Below are 17,309 nucleotides of genomic sequence, written 5' to 3' on the forward strand. Positions count from 1 at the left end.
CCACAAGGCAGGGATTCCCGGGGAAGGCTTTCGATTATCGCCAACGCTCAGGAACGCCGCTGGGCCCGGCCTGACGTCGACAGCCCTGGGGGAAAGCATCAAACTGGAGTGCGCAGCAGGCCTATTGAATTACGATAAGAGAAATGCGTTGCATAATGGTGAACGTCCACCGCCAACGCCTGCATCCGACGACTTTCAGGAGACCGACATGCCGACCCCCACCCAATTGCCCGCCCCGGCCCCCATCCAGCAGTTGCACCACTACGCCTACCGCGCCAGGGACGCGGAAGAAACACGCCGGTTCTACGAAGACATCCTCGGCCTGCCGCTGTACCACATCATCCAGAGCGACCATGTGCCCAGCACGGGGGAATACTGCCCCTACACGCACTTCTTCTTCCGCCTGCAGGATGGCTCCTTCATCGCGTTCTTCGACCTCGGCGACGACGAGGCCGCGCTGCCCAGCCCCAACACGCCGAAATGGGTGAACCACATCAGCTTCCGCGTGAACACCGAGCAGGAGCTGGAGAACACCAAGGCGCGGCTGGAGGCCAGCGGCATCGAGGTGCTGGGCGTGACCGATCACCACATCTTCAAGAGCATCTATTTCTTCGACCCGAACGGCATTCGCCTCGAACTCACGGCCCAGCTGGCCGACGAGTTCGAGATGCTTGAAGAAAGCAAGACCGCGCACGCACGCCTGGCCGAATGGACCGCGCGCAAGGAGGTGTGGCGCCGCGAGCGCGCCGAGGGCAAAGACACCGCGCCCCTCAAGCCGCAGCGCAACGACCGCCCCGAAGTGGTGGCGCGCTCACAGTCCTGAGCGGAGCCGTCACATGCCCTTTTCGGCCTATCGCGACACCGCCCTCACGAACAACTACGAGTTCACCAGTGGCGCCGGCTATGTGCTGCCGGAATACGCCTTCGTTCCACCGCCCGAACTGCAGGAAGGAACCCGCGTGCGCCACCCCATCGTCATCGTGGGCGGTGGCATCACCGGCCTCACGCTGGCGTGCTCACTGGCCCGACTGGGCGTGCGCGCCGTGCTGATCGACGAGGACAACACCGTCGGCGTGAAGGGCGCGTCCTCCCGCGGCATCTGCTACACGCAGAAGTCGCTGGAGATCTTCGAGCGGCTGGGCATTTTCGAACGCATCGCGGCCAAAGGCACGCAGTGGAGCGTGGGGCGCACCTTCGCAGGCGAAGACGAGGTCTACAGCTTCGACCTGCGACAGCAGGGCAACTTCCATCTTTCCAGCCAGCCGCCCTTCATCAACATCCAGCAGTTCTACATCGAGGCCTTTCTGGTCGACCGCATCCAGGAACTGGGCGGTGTGGAGTTGCGCTGGCAGAACCGGTTGACCGCGTTCGAGCAGAACGCCGACTTCGCCACGCTCACGGTCGAGACCCCCGCTGGCAGCTATTCGCTGGAGGCCGAGCACGTGATCGACGCCACGGGATCGAACAGCCCCTTGCGCAAATGGCTGAACGTGCCTTTCGACTCGCGCCGCGGCGACGACCGCTGGTGCATTGCCGACGTGCGCTTCACCACCCAGCCGCCAGCGGAGCGCCACACCTGGATCGAGGCCCCCTTCAACGAAAACCGCGCGGTCTGGCAGCATCTGATGGCCGACGATGTCTGGCGCATCGACTACCAGATGGCGCCCAACGCCGACCCGGCCTACGTGAGCCGCGAAGACGTGGTGCGCGAGCGCCTGGCACGCCAGTTCGGCAAGGAGGTGGAGGTGGAGATCGTCTGGGTCGGCCCTTACGCCTACCGCAGCGAATGCGTGCACGCCATGCGCCACGGTCGGGTGTTCCTGATGGGCGATTCGGCCAAGGTGGTCAGCCCCTTCGGCGCGCGCGGCGGCAACACCGGCGTGGCAGACGCAGACAACCTGGCCTGGAAACTCGCCGCGGTGCAACGGGGCAAGGCCGATGCGGCCCTGCTGCGCAGCTACGACGAGGAGCGCCTGGAGGCGGCGCAGCAGAATGTGTGCGTGACCAACCGCACCGCGCGCTTTCTGCGCCCGGCCGACGGCAGCGAGCGCCTGTTCCGCCAGGCGGCCATCGGCCTGGCGCGTCAGTACCCGTTCGCGCGCAGCTTCATCAACACCGGTCGCATGGCCGTCGCCAACCCCTACAGCCGCTCCTCGGCATGCGTCTATGCGCCGGGCAGCGCGGCGGGCCAGTCGGTGCAGAACGTGCAATTCCAGTGGGCCGATGGCGGTCGCGGCCAGGTCAATGACCTGCTGACCTGGGCCGGTGGCGACTTGCTGCTGCTGGTGTTCGGCGACTTGCCGGCCGCGGCGCTGCAACGCCTGCGCCGCCTTGGACTGGACGCGCCGGTGCGCAGCGTGCAGGTACTGGGCACCGATGCGCCCGCGCAGGCGATCGAACACGTCCGCGACCCCCGGGGCCACCTGCGGGGTGCGTGCCACGTGTCGGGCCACACCTGGGCGCTGGTGCGCCCCGACGGCTACCTCGCCGCCAGTGGCGAAACCATCAACGCCCAACTGGTCGCGGCCATCGAGCGCTCGCTCGGCCTGCGCGGAGACAAACAACCATGAAACTCACGCCCCACCTCCAGGACGCCGATGCCTTCTACGAGCAGTTGCTCGATGCCCATGCCGGACTGAGCCGCGAGGATGCCGAGCTGTTCAACGCACGGCTGATCCTGTTGCTGGCCAATCAGATCGGTGACGCGCGGGTGCTGGCCGACTGCATCGCCGCCGCCCGCGAGCTGCCGGTCGCGGCCACCTGAGGAGGTGGTCGAATAAAATCGACGACTTCCCTGCCCCCTTGACGGCATCCTGCGGGATGCCGTTTCCATTTTTGGCATCCCATGACCGACACCCTGCACCAGCCCGGCCTGCAATCCCTGGCGAAATCCTTTGAACCCGCCCCGCTTGAAGCCCATTGGGGCCCGGAATGGGAACGCCGGGGCTATGGTGCGGCGGGATTCCGCGGCACGGGAGTGCCCCAGGCCGGCGCGCCCTCGTTTGCGATCCAGCTGCCGCCACCGAACGTCACTGGCACCCTGCACATGGGGCACGCGTTCAACCAGACCATCATGGACAGCCTCACGCGCTACCACCGCATGGCGGGCGCGAACACGGTCTGGGTGCCCGGCACCGACCACGCGGGCATCGCCACGCAGATCGTCGTGGAGCGGCAACTGCAGGGCCAGGGCATCAGCCGCCACGACATGGGCCCGACGCCGGCAGAGGCGCGCAAGAACTTTGTCGCCAAGGTCTGGGAGTGGAAGGAGCAGAGCGGCAACACCATCACCACGCAGATGCGTCGCATGGGTGACAGCGTGGACTGGGGCCGCGAGTACTTCACCATGGACGAAAAGCTCTCGACCGTGGTCACCGAAACCTTTGTGCGCCTGTATGAACAGGGCCTGATCTACCGGGGCAAGCGCCTGGTGAACTGGGACCCGGTGCTCAAGACCGCCGTGTCCGACCTGGAGGTGGAGAGCGAGGAGGAGGACGGCTTCCTCTGGCACATCGCCTACCCGTTGACCGACGGCAGCGGCTCGCTCACCGTGGCCACCACACGGCCCGAGACCATGCTGGGTGACGTGGCGGTGATGGTGCACCCGGAAGACGAGCGCTACACCCACCTGATCGGCAAAACCGTGAAGCTGCCGCTGTGCGAACGCGACATCCCGGTGATTGCCGATGCCTACGTCGACCGCGCATTCGGCACCGGCGTCGTCAAGGTCACGCCCGCGCACGACACCAACGACTATGCGGTGGGCCAGCGCCATCAGTTGCCGATCATCGGTGTGCTCACGCTGGACGCCGCCATCAACGACAACGCGCCAGCGAAGTACCGGGGCATGGACCGTTTCGTCGCGCGCAAGGCCGTGGTGGCCGACCTCGAAGCCGCGGGCCTGCTCGTGGAAACGAAAAAGCACAAGCTCATGGTGCCGCGCTGCGCGCGCACGGGCCAGGTGGTCGAACCCATGCTGACCGACCAGTGGTTCGTGGCCATGCAGTCCAGGGGCAACGAGAAGAACACCAGCGGCACCTCCATCGCCGACAAGGCCATTGCGGCCGTGCAGTCGGGCGAGGTGAGGTTCGTCCCGGAAAACTGGGTCAACACCTATAACCAGTGGATGAACAACATCCAGGACTGGTGTATCAGCCGCCAGCTCTGGTGGGGCCACCAGATACCCGCCTGGTACGACGAATCGGGCAACGTGATCGTGGCGCGCAACGAGGCCGAAGCCCAGGCGAAGGCGCCGGGCAAAGCGCTCACGCGCGACCCCGACGTGCTCGACACGTGGTATTCCTCTGCCCTGGTGCCGTTCAGCACCATGGGCTGGCCCAGCCAGAAGGACGGCGCCACCGAGGACTACACCCTCTACCTGCCCAGCAGCGTGCTCGTGACCGGCTACGACATCATCTTCTTCTGGGTCGCCCGGATGATCATGATGACGACGCACTTCACCGGGCGCGTGCCGTTCAGGCACGTCTACATCCACGGCCTGGTGCGCGACGCGCAGGGCCACAAGATGAGCAAGAGCGAGGGCAACGTGCTTGACCCGGTGGACCTGATCGACGGCATCGCGCTCGCGCCCCTGCTGGAGAAGCGCACCACCGGCCTGCGCAAACCCGAGACCGCGCCCAAGGTGCGCAAGCAGACCGAGAAGGAATTTCCGGAAGGCATTCCCGCCTATGGCGCAGATGCACTGCGCTTCACCTTTGCCGCGCTGGCCTCGCTGGGCCGCAGCATCAATTTCGACAGCAAGCGCTGCGAGGGCTACCGCAACTTCTGCAACAAGCTCTGGAACGCCACGCGCTTTGTGCTGATGAACTGCGAGGGCCACGACTGCGGGCTGCAGGAACACACCAAGGCCGAATGCGCCGTGGGCCAACCTTTCCACGACTACCTGAGCTTCAGCCAGGCCGACCGCTGGATCAGCTCGGTGCTGCAGAAGGTCGAGGCCGAGGTGGCCAAGGGCTTTGCAGAGTACCGGCTGGACAACGTGGCCAACGCCATCTACGACTTCGTCTGGAACGAGTTCTGCGACTGGTACCTGGAAATCGCCAAGGTGCAGATCCAGACCGGCGACGCCTCGCAACAGCGGGCCACGCGCCGCACGCTGATCCGCACACTCGAGGCCATCCTGCGCCTGGCGCACCCGGTCATTCCGTTCATCACCGAGGAGCTCTGGCAGAAGGTTGCACCCGTGGCCGGGCTGCCCGGCGAGTCGGTCAGCATCGCGCGCTACCCCGAGAGCCAGCCCAACAAGATCGACGAAGCAGCGATCGCGCACGTCGGCAAGCTGAAGTCGCTGGTCGACGCCTGCCGCACCCTGCGCGGCGAGATGAGCGTTTCACCGGCCACGCGCCTGCCGCTGTATGTGACGGGTGACACGGCCTTCATGCGCGCTGCGGGCCCGGTGCTGCAGGCCCTGGCCAAGCTGGGCGAGGTGCGGGTGTTCGAGGACGAGGCCGTGTGGGCCGCTGCCGCCCAGAGCGCACCGGTGGCGGTGGTGGGAGAAGCCCGCCTGTGCCTGTTCATGGAAATCGACGTGGCCGCCGAAAAGACACGCCTGGGCAAGGAAGCCACGCGCCTGGAGGGCGAGATCACCAAGGCCAACGGCAAACTGTCCAACGAGGCCTTCGTGGCCAAGGCGCCGCCGGCGGTGATCGATCAGGAGAAGAAGCGCGTGGCCGACTTCAGCGCAACGCTCGCCAGGGTGCGCGAGCAACTGGCCCGCTTGAGCGCCTGAGCGGCGCTCAGTTCCGGTGCATCGCGATCGAACTCCACTGCGATGGCGACACCGCCTGCGGATCGCTGGTTTCCTGGTAGTCGAGGTTGTCCAGCACCGAGAAATCGCTCACGCGGGATTCGCCCTGCGTGGCGGCCGGCGACAGGGTCTCGTGCATGCGGTGCGCCACGTACCAGCTCGCGCGCAACTTGGCTTCACGCGTGTGCGAACCCAGGCGCGGCGTGAGGTGCAAGTTGGGAATGCCGTGCAGCGGCGTGCCTTCGGCCGCGAATTGGGGGTTGGCACCGTCCAGCAGGCAGGCGTCGATGCGACCGTCGCACAAGGCCAGAGCCAGGGCCTCGGCGTCGAACAGTGAGCTTCGGCTCACGCCCACCCAGAGCTGTCCAGGCTTGCAGTGATTGAGCATGCGCTCGTTGATCCAGCCGCGAAAGCGCGAGGCGTACACCATCTGCAGCGAGATCGCATCGGAATGCGCCAGCAGGTCCTGCAGCGTGACGGGCTCGACCTTGAGCTTGTCCCAGATGTCGGCGGCATGGTGCACGGCGGGGTCGTAGCCCAGCAGGCGCACGCCCAGGCTGCGCAGCATGGGCGCCAGCGTGTGGGCCACCGGCGCGAGGCCCAGCAGGCCCACCGTGCTGCCAGAGAGTTCGCGCCCCATGCGCACCTGTGAAATCTTGCGCCCAAGCAGCGCGCTGATCATGCCGCGCCGGTACAGCATCAGCAGGCCGTAGAGCAGGTACTCGGCGTTGGAGCGCACGGTGGCACTGCGCGCCTGCAGCACGCGCACGTTGCGCCGCGCGCAAGCATCGAGATCGGTGTTGTCGCTGGAAATCTGCATGCGCGCCACGATCTCGAGCTTGGGCGCGAAATCCAGGAATTCGCCCGACACCACCACGTGTGGGGGCAGCACGATGGCACGGCTCTTGTAGGTACTCTTGCGCAGCTCGGCGGGGTCGTCGGCGAGTTCGGGGCGAAAACTCACTTCATGCCGCTCCTGCAGCCAGGCCAGCGCCTCGGGCACAAGGGGATCGAGCAGCAAGACTTCCATGGTGGGCAGGGCGTGGAGGTGAGAGATTCCTGGATGCGCCTGCCTGGAATCAGCGGCGCTTGAGCACAGAGATGTGGTCGCCGCCCACGGTCTCCTGGTGCATCAGCACATTCCCCGTCTGTTTGGCAAAGGCCTGGAAATCGCGCACGGAGCCGGCGTCCGTCGAGATCACCTTCAACGTCTGGCCACTGTGCATGTCGGCCAGGGCCTTCTTCGCCTTGAGGATCGGCAGTGGGCAATTCAGGCCGCGGGCGTCGAGTTCTTTGTCGGCAGTCATGGTACGAGGGTGTTCCTGGGTAATCCGCATTCTAAGCGTCGGTTCGCGCCGACGCGGACTGGAAACGGCACGGGCTTGCGCCCGATGCCGCTAGCCGGCACCCCGCGCCGGACCCGCGGCGGGTTTCTGTGGCAAATCTTCCATGAAGACCGGCTCGTGCCCCTGCTGCCGCAGCCATTGCGCCAGCGCCATCCCCGTGCCGGCCCGCCAGCAGCGCAGCTGTTCGGGCCGCAATAGCTTGTAGTCCACCAGTTCGGGGGAAAGACGCACCTCGCCATGCGCGCGCGCGTGGTAAGTGATGATGACCTGGTTCATGCGCTGAAAGTCGTGCACACCCACCAACGCGAGCGCGTCCACCGTCAGCGACGTTTCTTCCGCGATCTCGCGGCGGATGCCGTCTTCCGGCGTTTCGCCCGCCTCCATGAAGCCGGTGATGAGCCCGTACATCTTGCCCGGCCAGGCGGCGTTGCGCGCCAGCATGACCAGGCCGTCCACCTCGACAATCGCCGCCAGCACCGGGGTGGGGTTGTTCCAGTGCGTGAATTCGCAGGCTGGACAGCGCAGGCGCTGCACCAGGCCACTGTCTTCTTCCTGTGCGATCTGGGCCAGCGGCGTGGCGCATGCTGGACAGAACCGGAACTCGGCACTCATGGTCGTTCGGTCCGTCAGGCCGGGAACACGCCGGTGGACAGGTAGCGGTCGCCCCGGTCGCAAACCACGAAGACGATGGTGGCGTTCTCCACCGTGCGCGCGATCTGCTGCGCCACCCAGCATGCGCCAGCGGCCGAGATGCCGGCGAAGATGCCCTCCTCGCGCGCGAGCTGGCGGCACATGGCCTCGGCGTCACCCTGGCTGACGTACACGAGTTCGTCCACCCGGCTCGGATCGTAGATCCGGGGCAGGTACTCGGTAGGCCACTTGCGGATACCGGGAATGCGCGAGCCTTCGCTGGGCTGGGCACCGATGATGCGCACGGCAGGGTTCTGTTCCTTCAGATAGCGCGAGACACCGGTGATGGTGCCGGTGGTGCCCATCGCGCTCACGAAGTGCGTGATGCGCCCACCGGTCTGCTGCCAGATCTCGGGACCGGTGGTCTCGTAGTGCACGCGCGGGTTGTCCTCGTTGGCAAACTGGTCGAGCACGCGGCCCTTGCCCTCGGCCTGCATCTTCTCGGCCAGGTCGCGCGCCGACTCCATGCCGCCGCTCTTGGGCGTGAGAATGAGTTCCGCACCAAAGGCCTTCATCGTCTGGGCGCGCTCGATGGACAGGTCCTCCGGCATGATCAGCACCATGCGGTAACCCTTGATGGCCGCGGCCATGGCCAGCGCGATGCCGGTGTTGCCCGATGTGGCCTCGATCAACGTGTCCCCCGGCCTGATGTCGCCGCGCTCCTCGGCGCGCCGGATCATCGAGACCGCAGGACGGTCTTTCACCGAGCCGGCCGGGTTGTTGCCTTCGAGCTTGCCCAGAATCACATTGCCGCGCGGCCCGTTGTCCGCCGCGCCAATCCGTTGCAGCGCCACCAGGGGCGTGTTGCCGATGGCGTCCTCAATCGTCGGGTAGTTCATGCCCAGCACTGTGCCATAATTTCCGACTTCGTTCTTCCAAGCCCGGGTGGTGAAATTGGTAGACGCGCCGGACTCAAAATCCGGTTCCGAAAGGAGTGTCGGTTCGATTCCGACCCCGGGCACCAGATACGCCAAGGCCATGCAGCATGCGTTGCATGGCCTTTTTCATTCAGGAGGCGCCACGCCATGCTCATGCCCGTTCTCGCGCTGTTGGGTGGACTGATCCTGCTGGTCTGGAGCGCCGACCGGTTTGTTGAAGGCGCCTCCACCACCGCGGGGCACTTTCAGGTGCCACCGCTGCTGGTGGGCATGGTGATCGTCGGTTTCGGCACCTCGGCACCCGAGATGGTGGTGTCCACGCTGGCCGCCTCGCAGGGCACCCCAGGGCTGGCGCTGGGCAACGCCTGGGGTTCCAACATCGTCAACATCGCGCTGATCCTGGGTGTGACGGCAATGGTCGCGCCGATCGCGGTGAAATCCGTCATCCTGCGCAAGGAACTCCCCCTGGTGACAGCCGTGACGCTGCTGGCCGGCTGGCTGGCCTGGGATGGCGAGTTGGGTCATGCAGACGCCTGGCTGTTGCTCGGGGTGTTTGCCGCCGTGACCGCCTGGTCAATCATCGAAGGCCTGCGCGGCAGCGACGATGCGCTGGCCACGGAGACCGCCGCCGAGCTGCAGGCGCATGCCATGCCGCTGCCGCGCTCGCTGATGTGGGTGGCCGTCGGGCTGGTGGTGCTCGTCGGCAGCTCGCAGTTGCTGGTATGGGGCGCGGTGCAGATCGCGCAGTCGCTCGGCGTGAGCGATCTGGTCATCGGCCTGACGGTGGTGGCCATCGGCACCTCGCTGCCCGAGCTCGCCTCGTGCGTGGCCGCGGCGCGCAAGGGCGAGCACGACATCGCGCTGGGCAACGTGCTGGGCTCCAACCTGTTCAATTCGCTCGCGGTGGTCGGTATCGCGGGTGCCATTTCGCCAGTGGCCATCGAGCCCGAGGTGCTGACACGGGACTTCCCCGTGATGCTGGGCCTGACCATCATCCTGTTCGCCATGGGCTGGGGCTTTCGCGGCCGCAAGGGGCGCATCAACCGCTTCGAGGCGCTGGCCCTGCTGGCGGTGTACGTGGGCTACACCGGCTGGCTGTTCACGACGCTCAAACCGGCGGCCTGAGGCCATCGGCCACCGTGGGGTGGCACAGGCGCAGGCGCAGCTCTTCCTTCATGCGCTGGTTGCGCAACCGGCGCGACTCGCTCATGAAGCTCAACAGCATCAGCGGCAGGGAGTCGCCCGCGGCATCGCGCGCCACGCGCGGCGGACGAGGCAACCCATAGAGGTCGGCCGCGAGGTCGAAGTAGTCACCCATTTTGAGCTCGGTGTCGTCCACCACGTTCACATTGCGCTGTGGCCGCCCACGCCACAGCGCCAGCGCGCAGGCGCGCGCCAGGTCGTTGGCGTGGATGTGGTTGGTGTAGACGTCGTCCTCCGCGCGCAGCACCGGCGTGCCGCGAATGAGCCGTTCGCGCGGCGTGCCGCCTTCGCGATCGGGGGCGTAGATGCCCGGGATGCGCAGCGCGGTGGTGCGCACGCCGGTGGCGCGGCCCAGCCAGTGCAGCATGGCCTCGGCATCGACCCGGCGCCAGGCGCGCGGCGTGAGTGGCTGAACTGGCGTGGCCTCGTCGGTCCATCGCCCCTCCCGGTCACCATAGACACCGGTCGTGGAACCGTACACCAGCGCCTGCGGCATCGAGCGCTGCGCGAGCGCGCGCGCCAGTGCGCGGGTGCGGGGGTCGAGCCGCCAGTCAGCGAGCTCACCCGACGGGGGCGGCGCCAGGTGCAGCACGCGCGTGGCCAGGCCCGCAAGGCGGCGAAGGCTGCGCGGGTCGTCCAGGTTGCCCTGCAGGGGCGTGATGCCCTGTGCACGCAGCAGCGGCGCGCGCTCCGGGTTGGAAGTCAGCGCCAGCAGGCGCACGCGCTGACCGCTGCCCAGGGCCCGTGCGGCACGCAGACCCACGTCACCACAACCCACGATAAGAACCCGTTCACGCCGAAAGCGTGCGGGCAAAGCGCCAAGAAGGCTCATGCGGAATCCGGATTTGAGACAATGGCCGGTTGCTGCGTGCGCGGGTGCGCGCGCGCCGGCCCTTTCTTTTCAACCTTGCCAGTATGACATTCACGATCACCGTCGAGCCCAGTGGGCGCACCTTCACCGCCGAGCCCGACGAGGCCATGCTCGCCGCCGGCATCCGCCAGGGCATTGGACTGCCGTATGGCTGCAAGGACGGCGCCTGCGGCTCCTGCAAATGCAAGCTGGTATCGGGCCGCGTGGTGCATGGCCCGCACCAGCCCAAGGCATTGAATGCCGAGGAAGAAGCCGCCGGCTATGTGCTCACCTGTTGCGGCGTGGCGCACAGCGACGTGGTGCTCGAATCGCGCCAGGTCACCGAAGCCGGTGCCTTCCCGATCAAGAAGATGCCTGTGCGCGTGAGCACACTGGAACGCGCCTCGCACGACGTGATCGTGCTGCGCCTGCAGCTGCCCGCCAGCGACACCTTCCAGTACCACGCCGGCCAGTATGTCGAATTCCTGCTGCGCGATGGCGATCGCCGCAGCTACTCGATGGCCAACGCCCCGCACACCCAGGCCACGCAGCCCTCGCTGGAACTGCACCTGCGCCACATGCCCGGCGGCAAGTTCACCGACCATGTCTTCAGTGCCATGAAGGAGAAGGACATCCTGCGCATCGAGGGCCCTTACGGCAGCTTCTTCCTGCGCGAGGACAGCGACAAGCCCATCGTGCTGCTCGCCTCGGGCACCGGCTTCGCGCCCATCAAGGCGGTGATCGAACACATGCAGCACAAGGGCATCAACCGCCCCGCCACGCTGTACTGGGGTGGTCGGCGCCCGTCCGATCTGTACCAGCGCGAGTGGATCGAGGCCCGCCTGGCCGAGATGCCCAACCTGCGCTACGTGCCCGTGGTCTCCGACGCCTTGCCCGAGGACGCCTGGACGGGCCGCACCGGCTTCGTGCACCAGGCGGTGCTGCAGGACTTCCCCGACCTCTCGGGCCACGAGGTCTATGCCTGCGGCGCCCCCATCGTGGTCGAATCGGCCCACCGCGACTATGTCGCCCTGGCCGGTTTGCCCGACGAGGCCTTCTTCGCCGACTCCTTCACCAGCGCCGCCGATAAGCTGTGATCACCCCCGTTGCTTGCTCACTGCGTGTAGCCGCATCCCCCCTCCAGGGGGCAGCACCAGAGGCCCGGCAAAGCCGGCTCCTCGGTGCTTCTGGACGGCGCCCGCTCTAGCGCCCGGACACATTCTCAACACACCTACATTGGAGACCACCCCATGCTGAACCGCCGCCAACTGATCGCTTCTTCCGCCCTGGCCCCGGTCGGCCTCGCCCTGCCCGGCGTGGCCCTGGCCCAGGCAACGAACACCACGCGCATCGTCGTCCCCTTCGCCGCTGGCGGCCCCATCGACGTGACCGCGCGCATCCTGGCCGACGCGGTCAAGGGCACGCTGGGCACGGTGATCGTGGAAAACCGGCCCGGCGCGGGCGGCAACATCGGCGTGAGCCAGGTCGCCAAGTCCGCGCCCGATGGCCTCACGCTGGGCATTGCCACCACCGCCTCGCATGGCATCAACCCCTGGCTGTTCAGCAAGCTGCCCTACGACCCGAACAAGGACTTTGCCCCCATCACCCAGATGCTGCGCGTGCCCAATGTGCTGGTGATGAACGCCGAGACCGCCGCGCGCCTGAACATCAACAGCCTGGTCGACCTGATCGCCTATGGCAAGGCCAACCCCGGCAAGCTCAACTACGGTTCGGGCGGCAACGGCAGCGCGGGCCACCTCGCGGGCGAGCTGTTCAAGAACCAGGCCGGCATCTTCGCGGTGCACATCCCCTACAACGGCGGCAACCCGGCACAGCTGGGCCTGCTCTCGGGCCAGGTCGATTTCAACTTCGACAACCTCGCCACCGCCGCGGCCAACATCCGTTCGGGCAAGCTCAAGGCGCTCGCGGTCACCACCCCCCAGCGCAGCAGCGTGGTGCCCGACGTGCCCACGGTCGCGGCGACCCTGCCCGGCTTCGAGATCGACACCTGGTGGGGCCTGGTCGCGCCCGCCGGTACGCCGCCCGAGACGGTGCGCAAACTCAACACGGCGTTCACCGATGCGCTGAAGTCGCCTGAGGTCAAGAGCCGTTTCGCGCAACTGCTTGCCGAACCGGCGCCCAACACGCCCGAACAGTTCGACGCGTTCATGAAGAGCGAGCGCGCCAAGTACGAACGCATGGTCAAGCTCTCGGGGGCCAAGGTGGACTGAGCGCCTCCAACCATTGAACAAAAAAGAGCCCCGCCATGGCGGGGCTCTTCTTGTTGGGCGAGATGCCGGCTTCAGCCCAGGCGCACGGGCACGAAGATCTGGTCGCCATCGCGCTGGATCAGCAGGGCCAGTGATTTGCCGGACTTGTCCAGCAGCGTGCGCACCTGCTCGACGCTGTCCACCTTGGCACCATTGACGGCGAGCAACACGTCGCCCTGTTGCACGCCGGCCAGCGCGGCGGGGCCTTGCGCGTCCTCCACCACGAGGCCACCGTCCGCCACGCCGACCGCGCGCCGCTCTTGCGGCGCCAGCGGGCGCAGCGCCAGGCCAAGGCGCCCCTGGTCAGTGGCCTTGTCGCCATCGGCCGTCTTCACCATCCTGGCCGCGGCATCGCCCAACTGTGCCGACAGCGTCACAGCCTTGCCCTGGCGCCAGACATTCAGCCGCACCTTGTCGCCGGGCAAGGCCTGACCGATGTAAGCCGGCAAATCGCCCGAGCCGACGATGGCATGCCCGTCGACCTCGCGAATCACGTCACCCACCTTCAGGCCGGCCTTGTCGGCCGGGCCACCGGGCTCCACGCTGGAGACCAGCGCACCCGCCGGCTTGTCCAGACGGAAGGATTCGGCCAGCGTCTGATTGACCTCCTGCACCGACACACCCAGGCGCGCGTGCCGGGCCTCGCCATGGGCCACGATCTGGTCTTTGACCTTGAGCACGGTCTCCATCGGTATCGCGAACGACAGGCCCTGGTAACCGCCGGTGCGGCTGTAGATCTGCGAGTTGATGCCCACCACCTCGCCACGCGTGTTGAACAACGGGCCACCCGAGTTGCCCGGGTTGACTGCCACGTCGGTCTGGATGAAAGGCACGAAGCTGTCGTCCGGCAACGAGCGGCCCTTGGCGCTGACCACGCCGGCGGTCACGCTGTTCTCGAAGCCGAAGGGCGAGCCGATGGCCAGCACCCATTCGCCCACGTTCAGGTCGCGCGCGCTGCCCAGGGGCACCACCGGCAGGTCTTTCGCGTCGATGCGCAGCACGGCCACGTCGGTTCGGGGGTCGGAACCCAGCACCTTGGCCACGAACTCGCGCCGGTCGGTGAGCTTGACGGTGACGCGCTGCGCGTTGCGCACCACGTGCGCATTGGTCAGCACGAGGCCATCGTCGCTGATGATGAAGCCCGACCCCTGCCCACGCGCCGGCATCTCGCGTCCGCCACCGGGCGCGCCCGGTACCTGGAAGCGCTTGAAGAACTCGAAAAACGGATCGTCTGGGTCGATGCCGGGCAATCGGTTCGCGGCCGCCTGCTGCTCTTCGTCCGGGCTGCTCTTGCCGACCACGCTGATGTTGACCACGGCGGCGCCATGGCGTTGCGCGATCTGGGCAAAGTCGGGCAATGGGGTGCCCGACTGCGTGGACGTCTGCTGGATCGCAACCGGCGCGGCCGCCGTGGCGAGGCTGCCGGACACCAGGCCGACGCTGGCGCCGCCGACGATGCCCGCGGCCGCCAGGGACAGCACCAGACGCGATGCGGTGAGGGACAGGGTTTTCATGAGAGCTCCTTTTTCAACAGGGATGGTTGAAACACACCCTCACTGTGAACCCCCAGAGTTAGACGGTGCTTAAGACGGCAGTGCCGGCAGCCGCAGCGCGATGCGCAGGCCCCCGAGCCGCTGAGAGCGCCCCAGTTCCAGCGCGGCGCCGTGCGCCTGCGCAATGGCGCTCGCAATGGCCAGGCCCAGTCCGCTGCCGGTGGCGGTCGAACCCGGGACGCGGTAGAAGCGGTCGAGCACACGCGCACGGTCGGCCTCAGCAATACCCGGCCCACTGTCTTCCACCGACAGCACGAGCGCGCCCGCGTCACGTTGCACCGCCACGTCCACCGTGCCGCCCTCGGGGGTGTACTTCAGCGCGTTGTCCACCAGGTTGGCGAGCAGGATGCGCAGCGACTCGTCGTGTCCGGCCACGCGGCCCGGGTCGGCACGCCCCAGGCCGAGGTCGATCCGCTTCGCCGACGCCTGTACGGCGGCGTCGGCCACCACCTGCGCGGCGAGAGCCGCCAGCTCGACAGGCTGCGGCCGCGCCTGTGCGGCATCGGGGAGGGCCTGTTGCCGCGCGAGCACCAGCAGTTGCTCGACGAGGCGCGTGGCACGGTCGATGCCGGCCAGCAGACGATCCACCGCCAGCGAGCGCGTGGCGTCGTCCCGGGCGCGCTGCAAGCCTTGCGCCTGCAGCCTCAGGGCGGCCAGCGGAGAACGCAACTCGTGCGCCGCCTCCGCCACGAAGTGCTTCTGCGCGTCGAAGGCCTGGCGCACGCGCCCGAACAACAGGTTGAGCTCGTGCACCAGCGGGCGGATCTCGTCGGGCAGGCCCTGCTCGCTCACCTCGGCCAGTTCATCGGCACCGCGCGCGGCCACCTGGCGACGCACGCGCGCCACCGGCGCGAGCGAGGCGCTCACCACGCCCCAGGCCACCAGCATCAGCAGCGGTGCGATCCAGGCGATCGGCAGCACGGTGCGCCAGGCCAGCGCGCGCGCCATGGCCTGGCGCGGCCGCATGTCCTGCGCGACCTGGATCACCTGGGCGCGCGAGCGCATCGAGTACACCCGGAACGGCCGACCATCGACGTCGATGTTGGAGAACCCTAGCACCGCGCGCTGCGGCAAATCAGCGCTGTTGCCGGACTGGAACACGCGCAGGCCGTCACTGGTCCAGACCTGCACAAAGAAGTCAACATCCCCCAGCGGCAAGGGCTCCTCGCCCAGGGGCGACGGCAGGCCGGGCAATGGCACGCCCACGCGCAGGGCCTGCGCCATCTGTTCCATGTGGTAGTCGAAGATGCCGTCGGCCTCTGCGCGTGCCTGGCGGTACACCACCAGCGCCTGAACACCGGCAGCGAGCACGATGGCCAGCAGCAGCAGCCCGATCAGGCGTGTGCGCAGCGAACCCAGGGACAGCAGCCGCATCATGCGCCCGCCACCCTGGGCACCATGTAGCCCACGCCACGCACGTTCTGGATCAGGCCGGCGCCGAGCTTCTTGCGCACGCCGTGGATGTAGACCTCGACCGCGTTGCTGCTCACGTCGTCCTTCCAGCCGTAGAGCTTTTCCTCGAGCTGCGCGCGCGAGAGCACACGCCCCGGGCGCGCGATCAGCGGCTCGAGCACGGCCCATTCGCGCGCCGACAGCACCACCGGTTCACCCTGGACCGTGACCTCGCGTGTGGCGGTGTTGATGCTCACCCCCATGTGTTCATACGTTGGTTCGGCGCGCCCTGACGCGCGGCGCAGCAGGGCCCGGATGCGCGCGAGCAGTTCGTCCAGGTCGTAGGGTTTGAGGATGTAGTCGTCCGCACCCGCATCCAGCCCCTGGACGCGCTGCTGCACCGCGTCGCGCGCGGTGGTCACCAGCACGGGCACGCGGTCCTTGCGGGCACGCAGTTCCTTGAGCACTTCCAGTCCATCGCGGCGCGGCAGGCCCAAGTCGAGCAGGATCAGGTCGTAGCTGTGGGCGCGCGCGGCGGTCGCCGCCATCTCGCCGTCGCGCACCCAGTCCACGGCGTAGTGCTCGGCGCGCAGCAGGTCCAGCACGGCCTCGCCGATCATGGTGTCGTCCTCGACCAGCAACAGCCTCATGGTGCACGTTCTCCTGGCCCGCGTGCCGGGCATCCTGCATTCATCTTGCAGGGGTTCGCTTAGGCGGGACTTAGTGCCTGCCGGCCCACCGCAGGCCTTACCCCTCGGCCAGCAACCGCTTGAGATCGCCCGCGAGCGCGGCCGGTCCCGTGCCGTAGCGGTGGTACAGACGAATGCGGCCCTGCGGGTCGTACACGTAGCTGCCAGCGGAATGGTCCATGGTGTAGCTGGTCGGCGTGGGGCCATCGACCTTCTTGTAGTAGACCTTGTAGCTCTTGGCCAGCGCGGGCAACGCATCGGGCGCGGCGTACAGGGCCAGAAAACTGGGGTCGAAGCTCGCCATGTACTGCTTCATGATCTCGGGCGTGTCGCGCTCGGGGTCGACGCTGATGAACAGACCCTGCAGGCGCTCGCCATCGGGCCCCAGCAGGCGCTTGGCTTCGGCCAGTTCGCTCATGGAGGTGGGACACACATCGGGGCACTGGGTGAAGCCGAAGAACACCACCACCACCTTGCCCTTGAAGTCGGCCAGCGTGCGCGGCTGGCCGTTGTGGTCGGTGAGCGAGAAGGCGGTGGCGTAGTCGGCGCCGGTGATGTCGATGCCCGAGAACGGTTCGACCTTCTCGGAACAACCCAGCATCAGCAGGGTGGCGGAGCCGAACGCGGCAGCCAACAGGGCACGGCGGGTGGGTGGAGTGTGGAGCATGGCG

Annotated in this window: 16 protein-coding genes and 1 tRNA gene; 8 read left to right on the forward strand and 9 right to left on the reverse strand. The window is 67.4% G+C overall.

Going from position 1 to position 17,309, the window contains the following annotated elements; all coding sequences use genetic code 11:
• Positions 1-208: 208 nt before the first annotated feature.
• The 4 genes from AB7P10_RS02615 to AB7P10_RS02630 all read left to right on the forward strand — a co-directional run bounded on the left by AB7P10_RS02615 (position 209) and on the right by AB7P10_RS02630 (position 5,749).
• Entirely contained in the window at positions 209-823 is a 615-nt protein-coding gene (locus AB7P10_RS02615) for a VOC family protein (RefSeq protein ID WP_428292288.1), read from the forward strand.
• Between the two features lie 13 nt (positions 824-836).
• Positions 837-2,570 carry an FAD-dependent oxidoreductase gene (locus AB7P10_RS02620; protein WP_428292289.1) on the forward strand — a complete coding sequence of 578 codons (1,734 nt, stop codon included), beginning with the start codon at positions 837-839 and terminating at the stop codon, positions 2,568-2,570.
• Complete coding sequence (locus AB7P10_RS02625; RefSeq protein ID WP_428292290.1) at positions 2,567-2,764, forward strand: DUF2783 domain-containing protein; 198 nt, start codon at positions 2,567-2,569, stop codon at positions 2,762-2,764. Before AB7P10_RS02620 ends, AB7P10_RS02625 begins: the two co-directional genes overlap by 4 nt.
• An 81-nt stretch (positions 2,765-2,845) precedes the next feature.
• Positions 2,846-5,749 (forward strand): valine--tRNA ligase, encoded by a 2,904-nt coding sequence (locus tag AB7P10_RS02630; RefSeq protein ID WP_428292291.1) that lies wholly within the window; start codon positions 2,846-2,848, stop codon positions 5,747-5,749.
• 7 nt (positions 5,750-5,756) lie between these two features.
• On the opposite strand, the gene AB7P10_RS02635 is transcribed toward AB7P10_RS02630, so the two are convergent.
• The 4 genes from AB7P10_RS02635 to cysM form a co-directional block, all read right to left on the reverse strand.
• Positions 5,757-6,797: an NAD(P)-dependent oxidoreductase gene (locus AB7P10_RS02635; RefSeq protein ID WP_428292292.1), complete on the reverse strand. Its 1,041-nt coding sequence runs from the start codon at positions 6,795-6,797 to the stop codon at positions 5,757-5,759.
• A 49-nt stretch (positions 6,798-6,846) separates the two neighbouring features.
• Positions 6,847-7,074, reverse strand: coding sequence for a sulfurtransferase TusA family protein (locus AB7P10_RS02640; RefSeq protein ID WP_428292293.1), 228 nt, complete (start codon positions 7,072-7,074; stop codon positions 6,847-6,849).
• A gap of 90 nt (positions 7,075-7,164) precedes the next feature.
• The gene (locus AB7P10_RS02645; RefSeq protein ID WP_428292294.1) at positions 7,165-7,725 is read right to left on the reverse strand and encodes an NUDIX domain-containing protein; all 561 of its coding nucleotides are present in this window, start codon (positions 7,723-7,725) and stop codon (positions 7,165-7,167) included.
• Between the two features lie 14 nt (positions 7,726-7,739).
• Positions 7,740-8,642 (reverse strand): cysteine synthase CysM, encoded by a 903-nt coding sequence (gene cysM, locus AB7P10_RS02650; protein WP_428292295.1) that lies wholly within the window; start codon positions 8,640-8,642, stop codon positions 7,740-7,742.
• Positions 8,643-8,682: 40 nt separating this feature from the next.
• Here cysM and AB7P10_RS02655 point away from each other — a divergent pair.
• Positions 8,683-8,767 (forward strand) — tRNA-Leu (locus tag AB7P10_RS02655).
• 61 nt (positions 8,768-8,828) lie between these two features.
• On the forward strand, positions 8,829-9,806 hold the full coding sequence (locus AB7P10_RS02660; protein WP_428292296.1) for a calcium/sodium antiporter: 978 nt from the start codon (positions 8,829-8,831) through the stop codon (positions 9,804-9,806).
• Here the strand turns inward: AB7P10_RS02660 and AB7P10_RS02665 are convergent.
• The gene (locus tag AB7P10_RS02665; RefSeq protein WP_428292297.1) at positions 9,790-10,716 is read right to left on the reverse strand and encodes an SDR family oxidoreductase; all 927 of its coding nucleotides are present in this window, start codon (positions 10,714-10,716) and stop codon (positions 9,790-9,792) included. The two genes, AB7P10_RS02660 and AB7P10_RS02665, sit on opposite strands and share 17 nt — an antisense overlap.
• Positions 10,717-10,799: 83 nt before the next feature.
• Between AB7P10_RS02665 and AB7P10_RS02670 the strand changes: the two genes are divergently transcribed.
• Together AB7P10_RS02670 and AB7P10_RS02675 are read left to right on the forward strand one after the other, a co-directional pair.
• Positions 10,800-11,831 (forward strand): CDP-6-deoxy-delta-3,4-glucoseen reductase, encoded by a 1,032-nt coding sequence (locus AB7P10_RS02670; protein WP_428292298.1) that lies wholly within the window; start codon positions 10,800-10,802, stop codon positions 11,829-11,831.
• A 153-nt stretch (positions 11,832-11,984) separates the two neighbouring features.
• Complete coding sequence (locus tag AB7P10_RS02675; RefSeq protein WP_428292299.1) at positions 11,985-12,965, forward strand: Bug family tripartite tricarboxylate transporter substrate binding protein; 981 nt, start codon at positions 11,985-11,987, stop codon at positions 12,963-12,965.
• Between the two features lie 71 nt (positions 12,966-13,036).
• On the opposite strand, the gene AB7P10_RS02680 is transcribed toward AB7P10_RS02675, so the two are convergent.
• The 4 genes from AB7P10_RS02680 to AB7P10_RS02695 form a co-directional block, all read right to left on the reverse strand.
• Positions 13,037-14,518 (reverse strand): Do family serine endopeptidase, encoded by a 1,482-nt coding sequence (locus tag AB7P10_RS02680; RefSeq protein WP_428292300.1) that lies wholly within the window; start codon positions 14,516-14,518, stop codon positions 13,037-13,039.
• A gap of 69 nt (positions 14,519-14,587) precedes the next feature.
• Complete coding sequence (locus tag AB7P10_RS02685; protein WP_428292301.1) at positions 14,588-15,934, reverse strand: ATP-binding protein; 1,347 nt, start codon at positions 15,932-15,934, stop codon at positions 14,588-14,590.
• The gene (locus tag AB7P10_RS02690) at positions 15,931-16,599 is read right to left on the reverse strand and encodes a response regulator transcription factor (RefSeq protein WP_428292302.1); all 669 of its coding nucleotides are present in this window, start codon (positions 16,597-16,599) and stop codon (positions 15,931-15,933) included. The genes AB7P10_RS02685 and AB7P10_RS02690 overlap by 4 nt, the downstream gene beginning before the upstream one ends.
• Before the next feature lie 97 nt (positions 16,600-16,696).
• The gene (locus AB7P10_RS02695; protein WP_428292303.1) at positions 16,697-17,305 is read right to left on the reverse strand and encodes an SCO family protein; all 609 of its coding nucleotides are present in this window, start codon (positions 17,303-17,305) and stop codon (positions 16,697-16,699) included.
• Between the last annotated feature and the right edge of the window lie 4 nt (positions 17,306-17,309).

The sequence above is a fragment of the Hydrogenophaga sp. genome, assembly GCF_050182545.1.
GTDB lineage: Bacteria > Pseudomonadota > Gammaproteobacteria > Burkholderiales > Burkholderiaceae_C > Hydrogenophaga.

Coding starts and splice junctions, on each gene's coding strand:
- cysM (WP_428292295.1), bottom strand. CDS start 8,642: ATGAACTACCCGACGATTGAGGACGCCATCGGCAACACGCCCCTGGTG.
- AB7P10_RS02640 (WP_428292293.1), bottom strand. CDS start 7,074: ATGACTGCCGACAAAGAACTCGACGCCCGCGGCCTGAATTGCCCACTG.
- AB7P10_RS02690 (WP_428292302.1), bottom strand. CDS start 16,599: ATGAGGCTGTTGCTGGTCGAGGACGACACCATGATCGGCGAGGCCGTG.
- AB7P10_RS02625 (WP_428292290.1), top strand. CDS start 2,567: ATGAAACTCACGCCCCACCTCCAGGACGCCGATGCCTTCTACGAGCAG.
- AB7P10_RS02675 (WP_428292299.1), top strand. CDS start 11,985: ATGCTGAACCGCCGCCAACTGATCGCTTCTTCCGCCCTGGCCCCGGTC.
- AB7P10_RS02670 (WP_428292298.1), top strand. CDS start 10,800: ATGACATTCACGATCACCGTCGAGCCCAGTGGGCGCACCTTCACCGCC.
- AB7P10_RS02680 (WP_428292300.1), bottom strand. CDS start 14,518: ATGAAAACCCTGTCCCTCACCGCATCGCGTCTGGTGCTGTCCCTGGCG.
- AB7P10_RS02665 (WP_428292297.1), bottom strand. CDS start 10,716: ATGAGCCTTCTTGGCGCTTTGCCCGCACGCTTTCGGCGTGAACGGGTT.
- AB7P10_RS02620 (WP_428292289.1), top strand. CDS start 837: ATGCCCTTTTCGGCCTATCGCGACACCGCCCTCACGAACAACTACGAG.
- AB7P10_RS02695 (WP_428292303.1), bottom strand. CDS start 17,305: ATGCTCCACACTCCACCCACCCGCCGTGCCCTGTTGGCTGCCGCGTTC.
- AB7P10_RS02635 (WP_428292292.1), bottom strand. CDS start 6,797: ATGGAAGTCTTGCTGCTCGATCCCCTTGTGCCCGAGGCGCTGGCCTGG.
- AB7P10_RS02685 (WP_428292301.1), bottom strand. CDS start 15,934: ATGATGCGGCTGCTGTCCCTGGGTTCGCTGCGCACACGCCTGATCGGG.
- AB7P10_RS02630 (WP_428292291.1), top strand. CDS start 2,846: ATGACCGACACCCTGCACCAGCCCGGCCTGCAATCCCTGGCGAAATCC.
- AB7P10_RS02645 (WP_428292294.1), bottom strand. CDS start 7,725: ATGAGTGCCGAGTTCCGGTTCTGTCCAGCATGCGCCACGCCGCTGGCC.
- AB7P10_RS02615 (WP_428292288.1), top strand. CDS start 209: ATGCCGACCCCCACCCAATTGCCCGCCCCGGCCCCCATCCAGCAGTTG.
- AB7P10_RS02660 (WP_428292296.1), top strand. CDS start 8,829: ATGCTCATGCCCGTTCTCGCGCTGTTGGGTGGACTGATCCTGCTGGTC.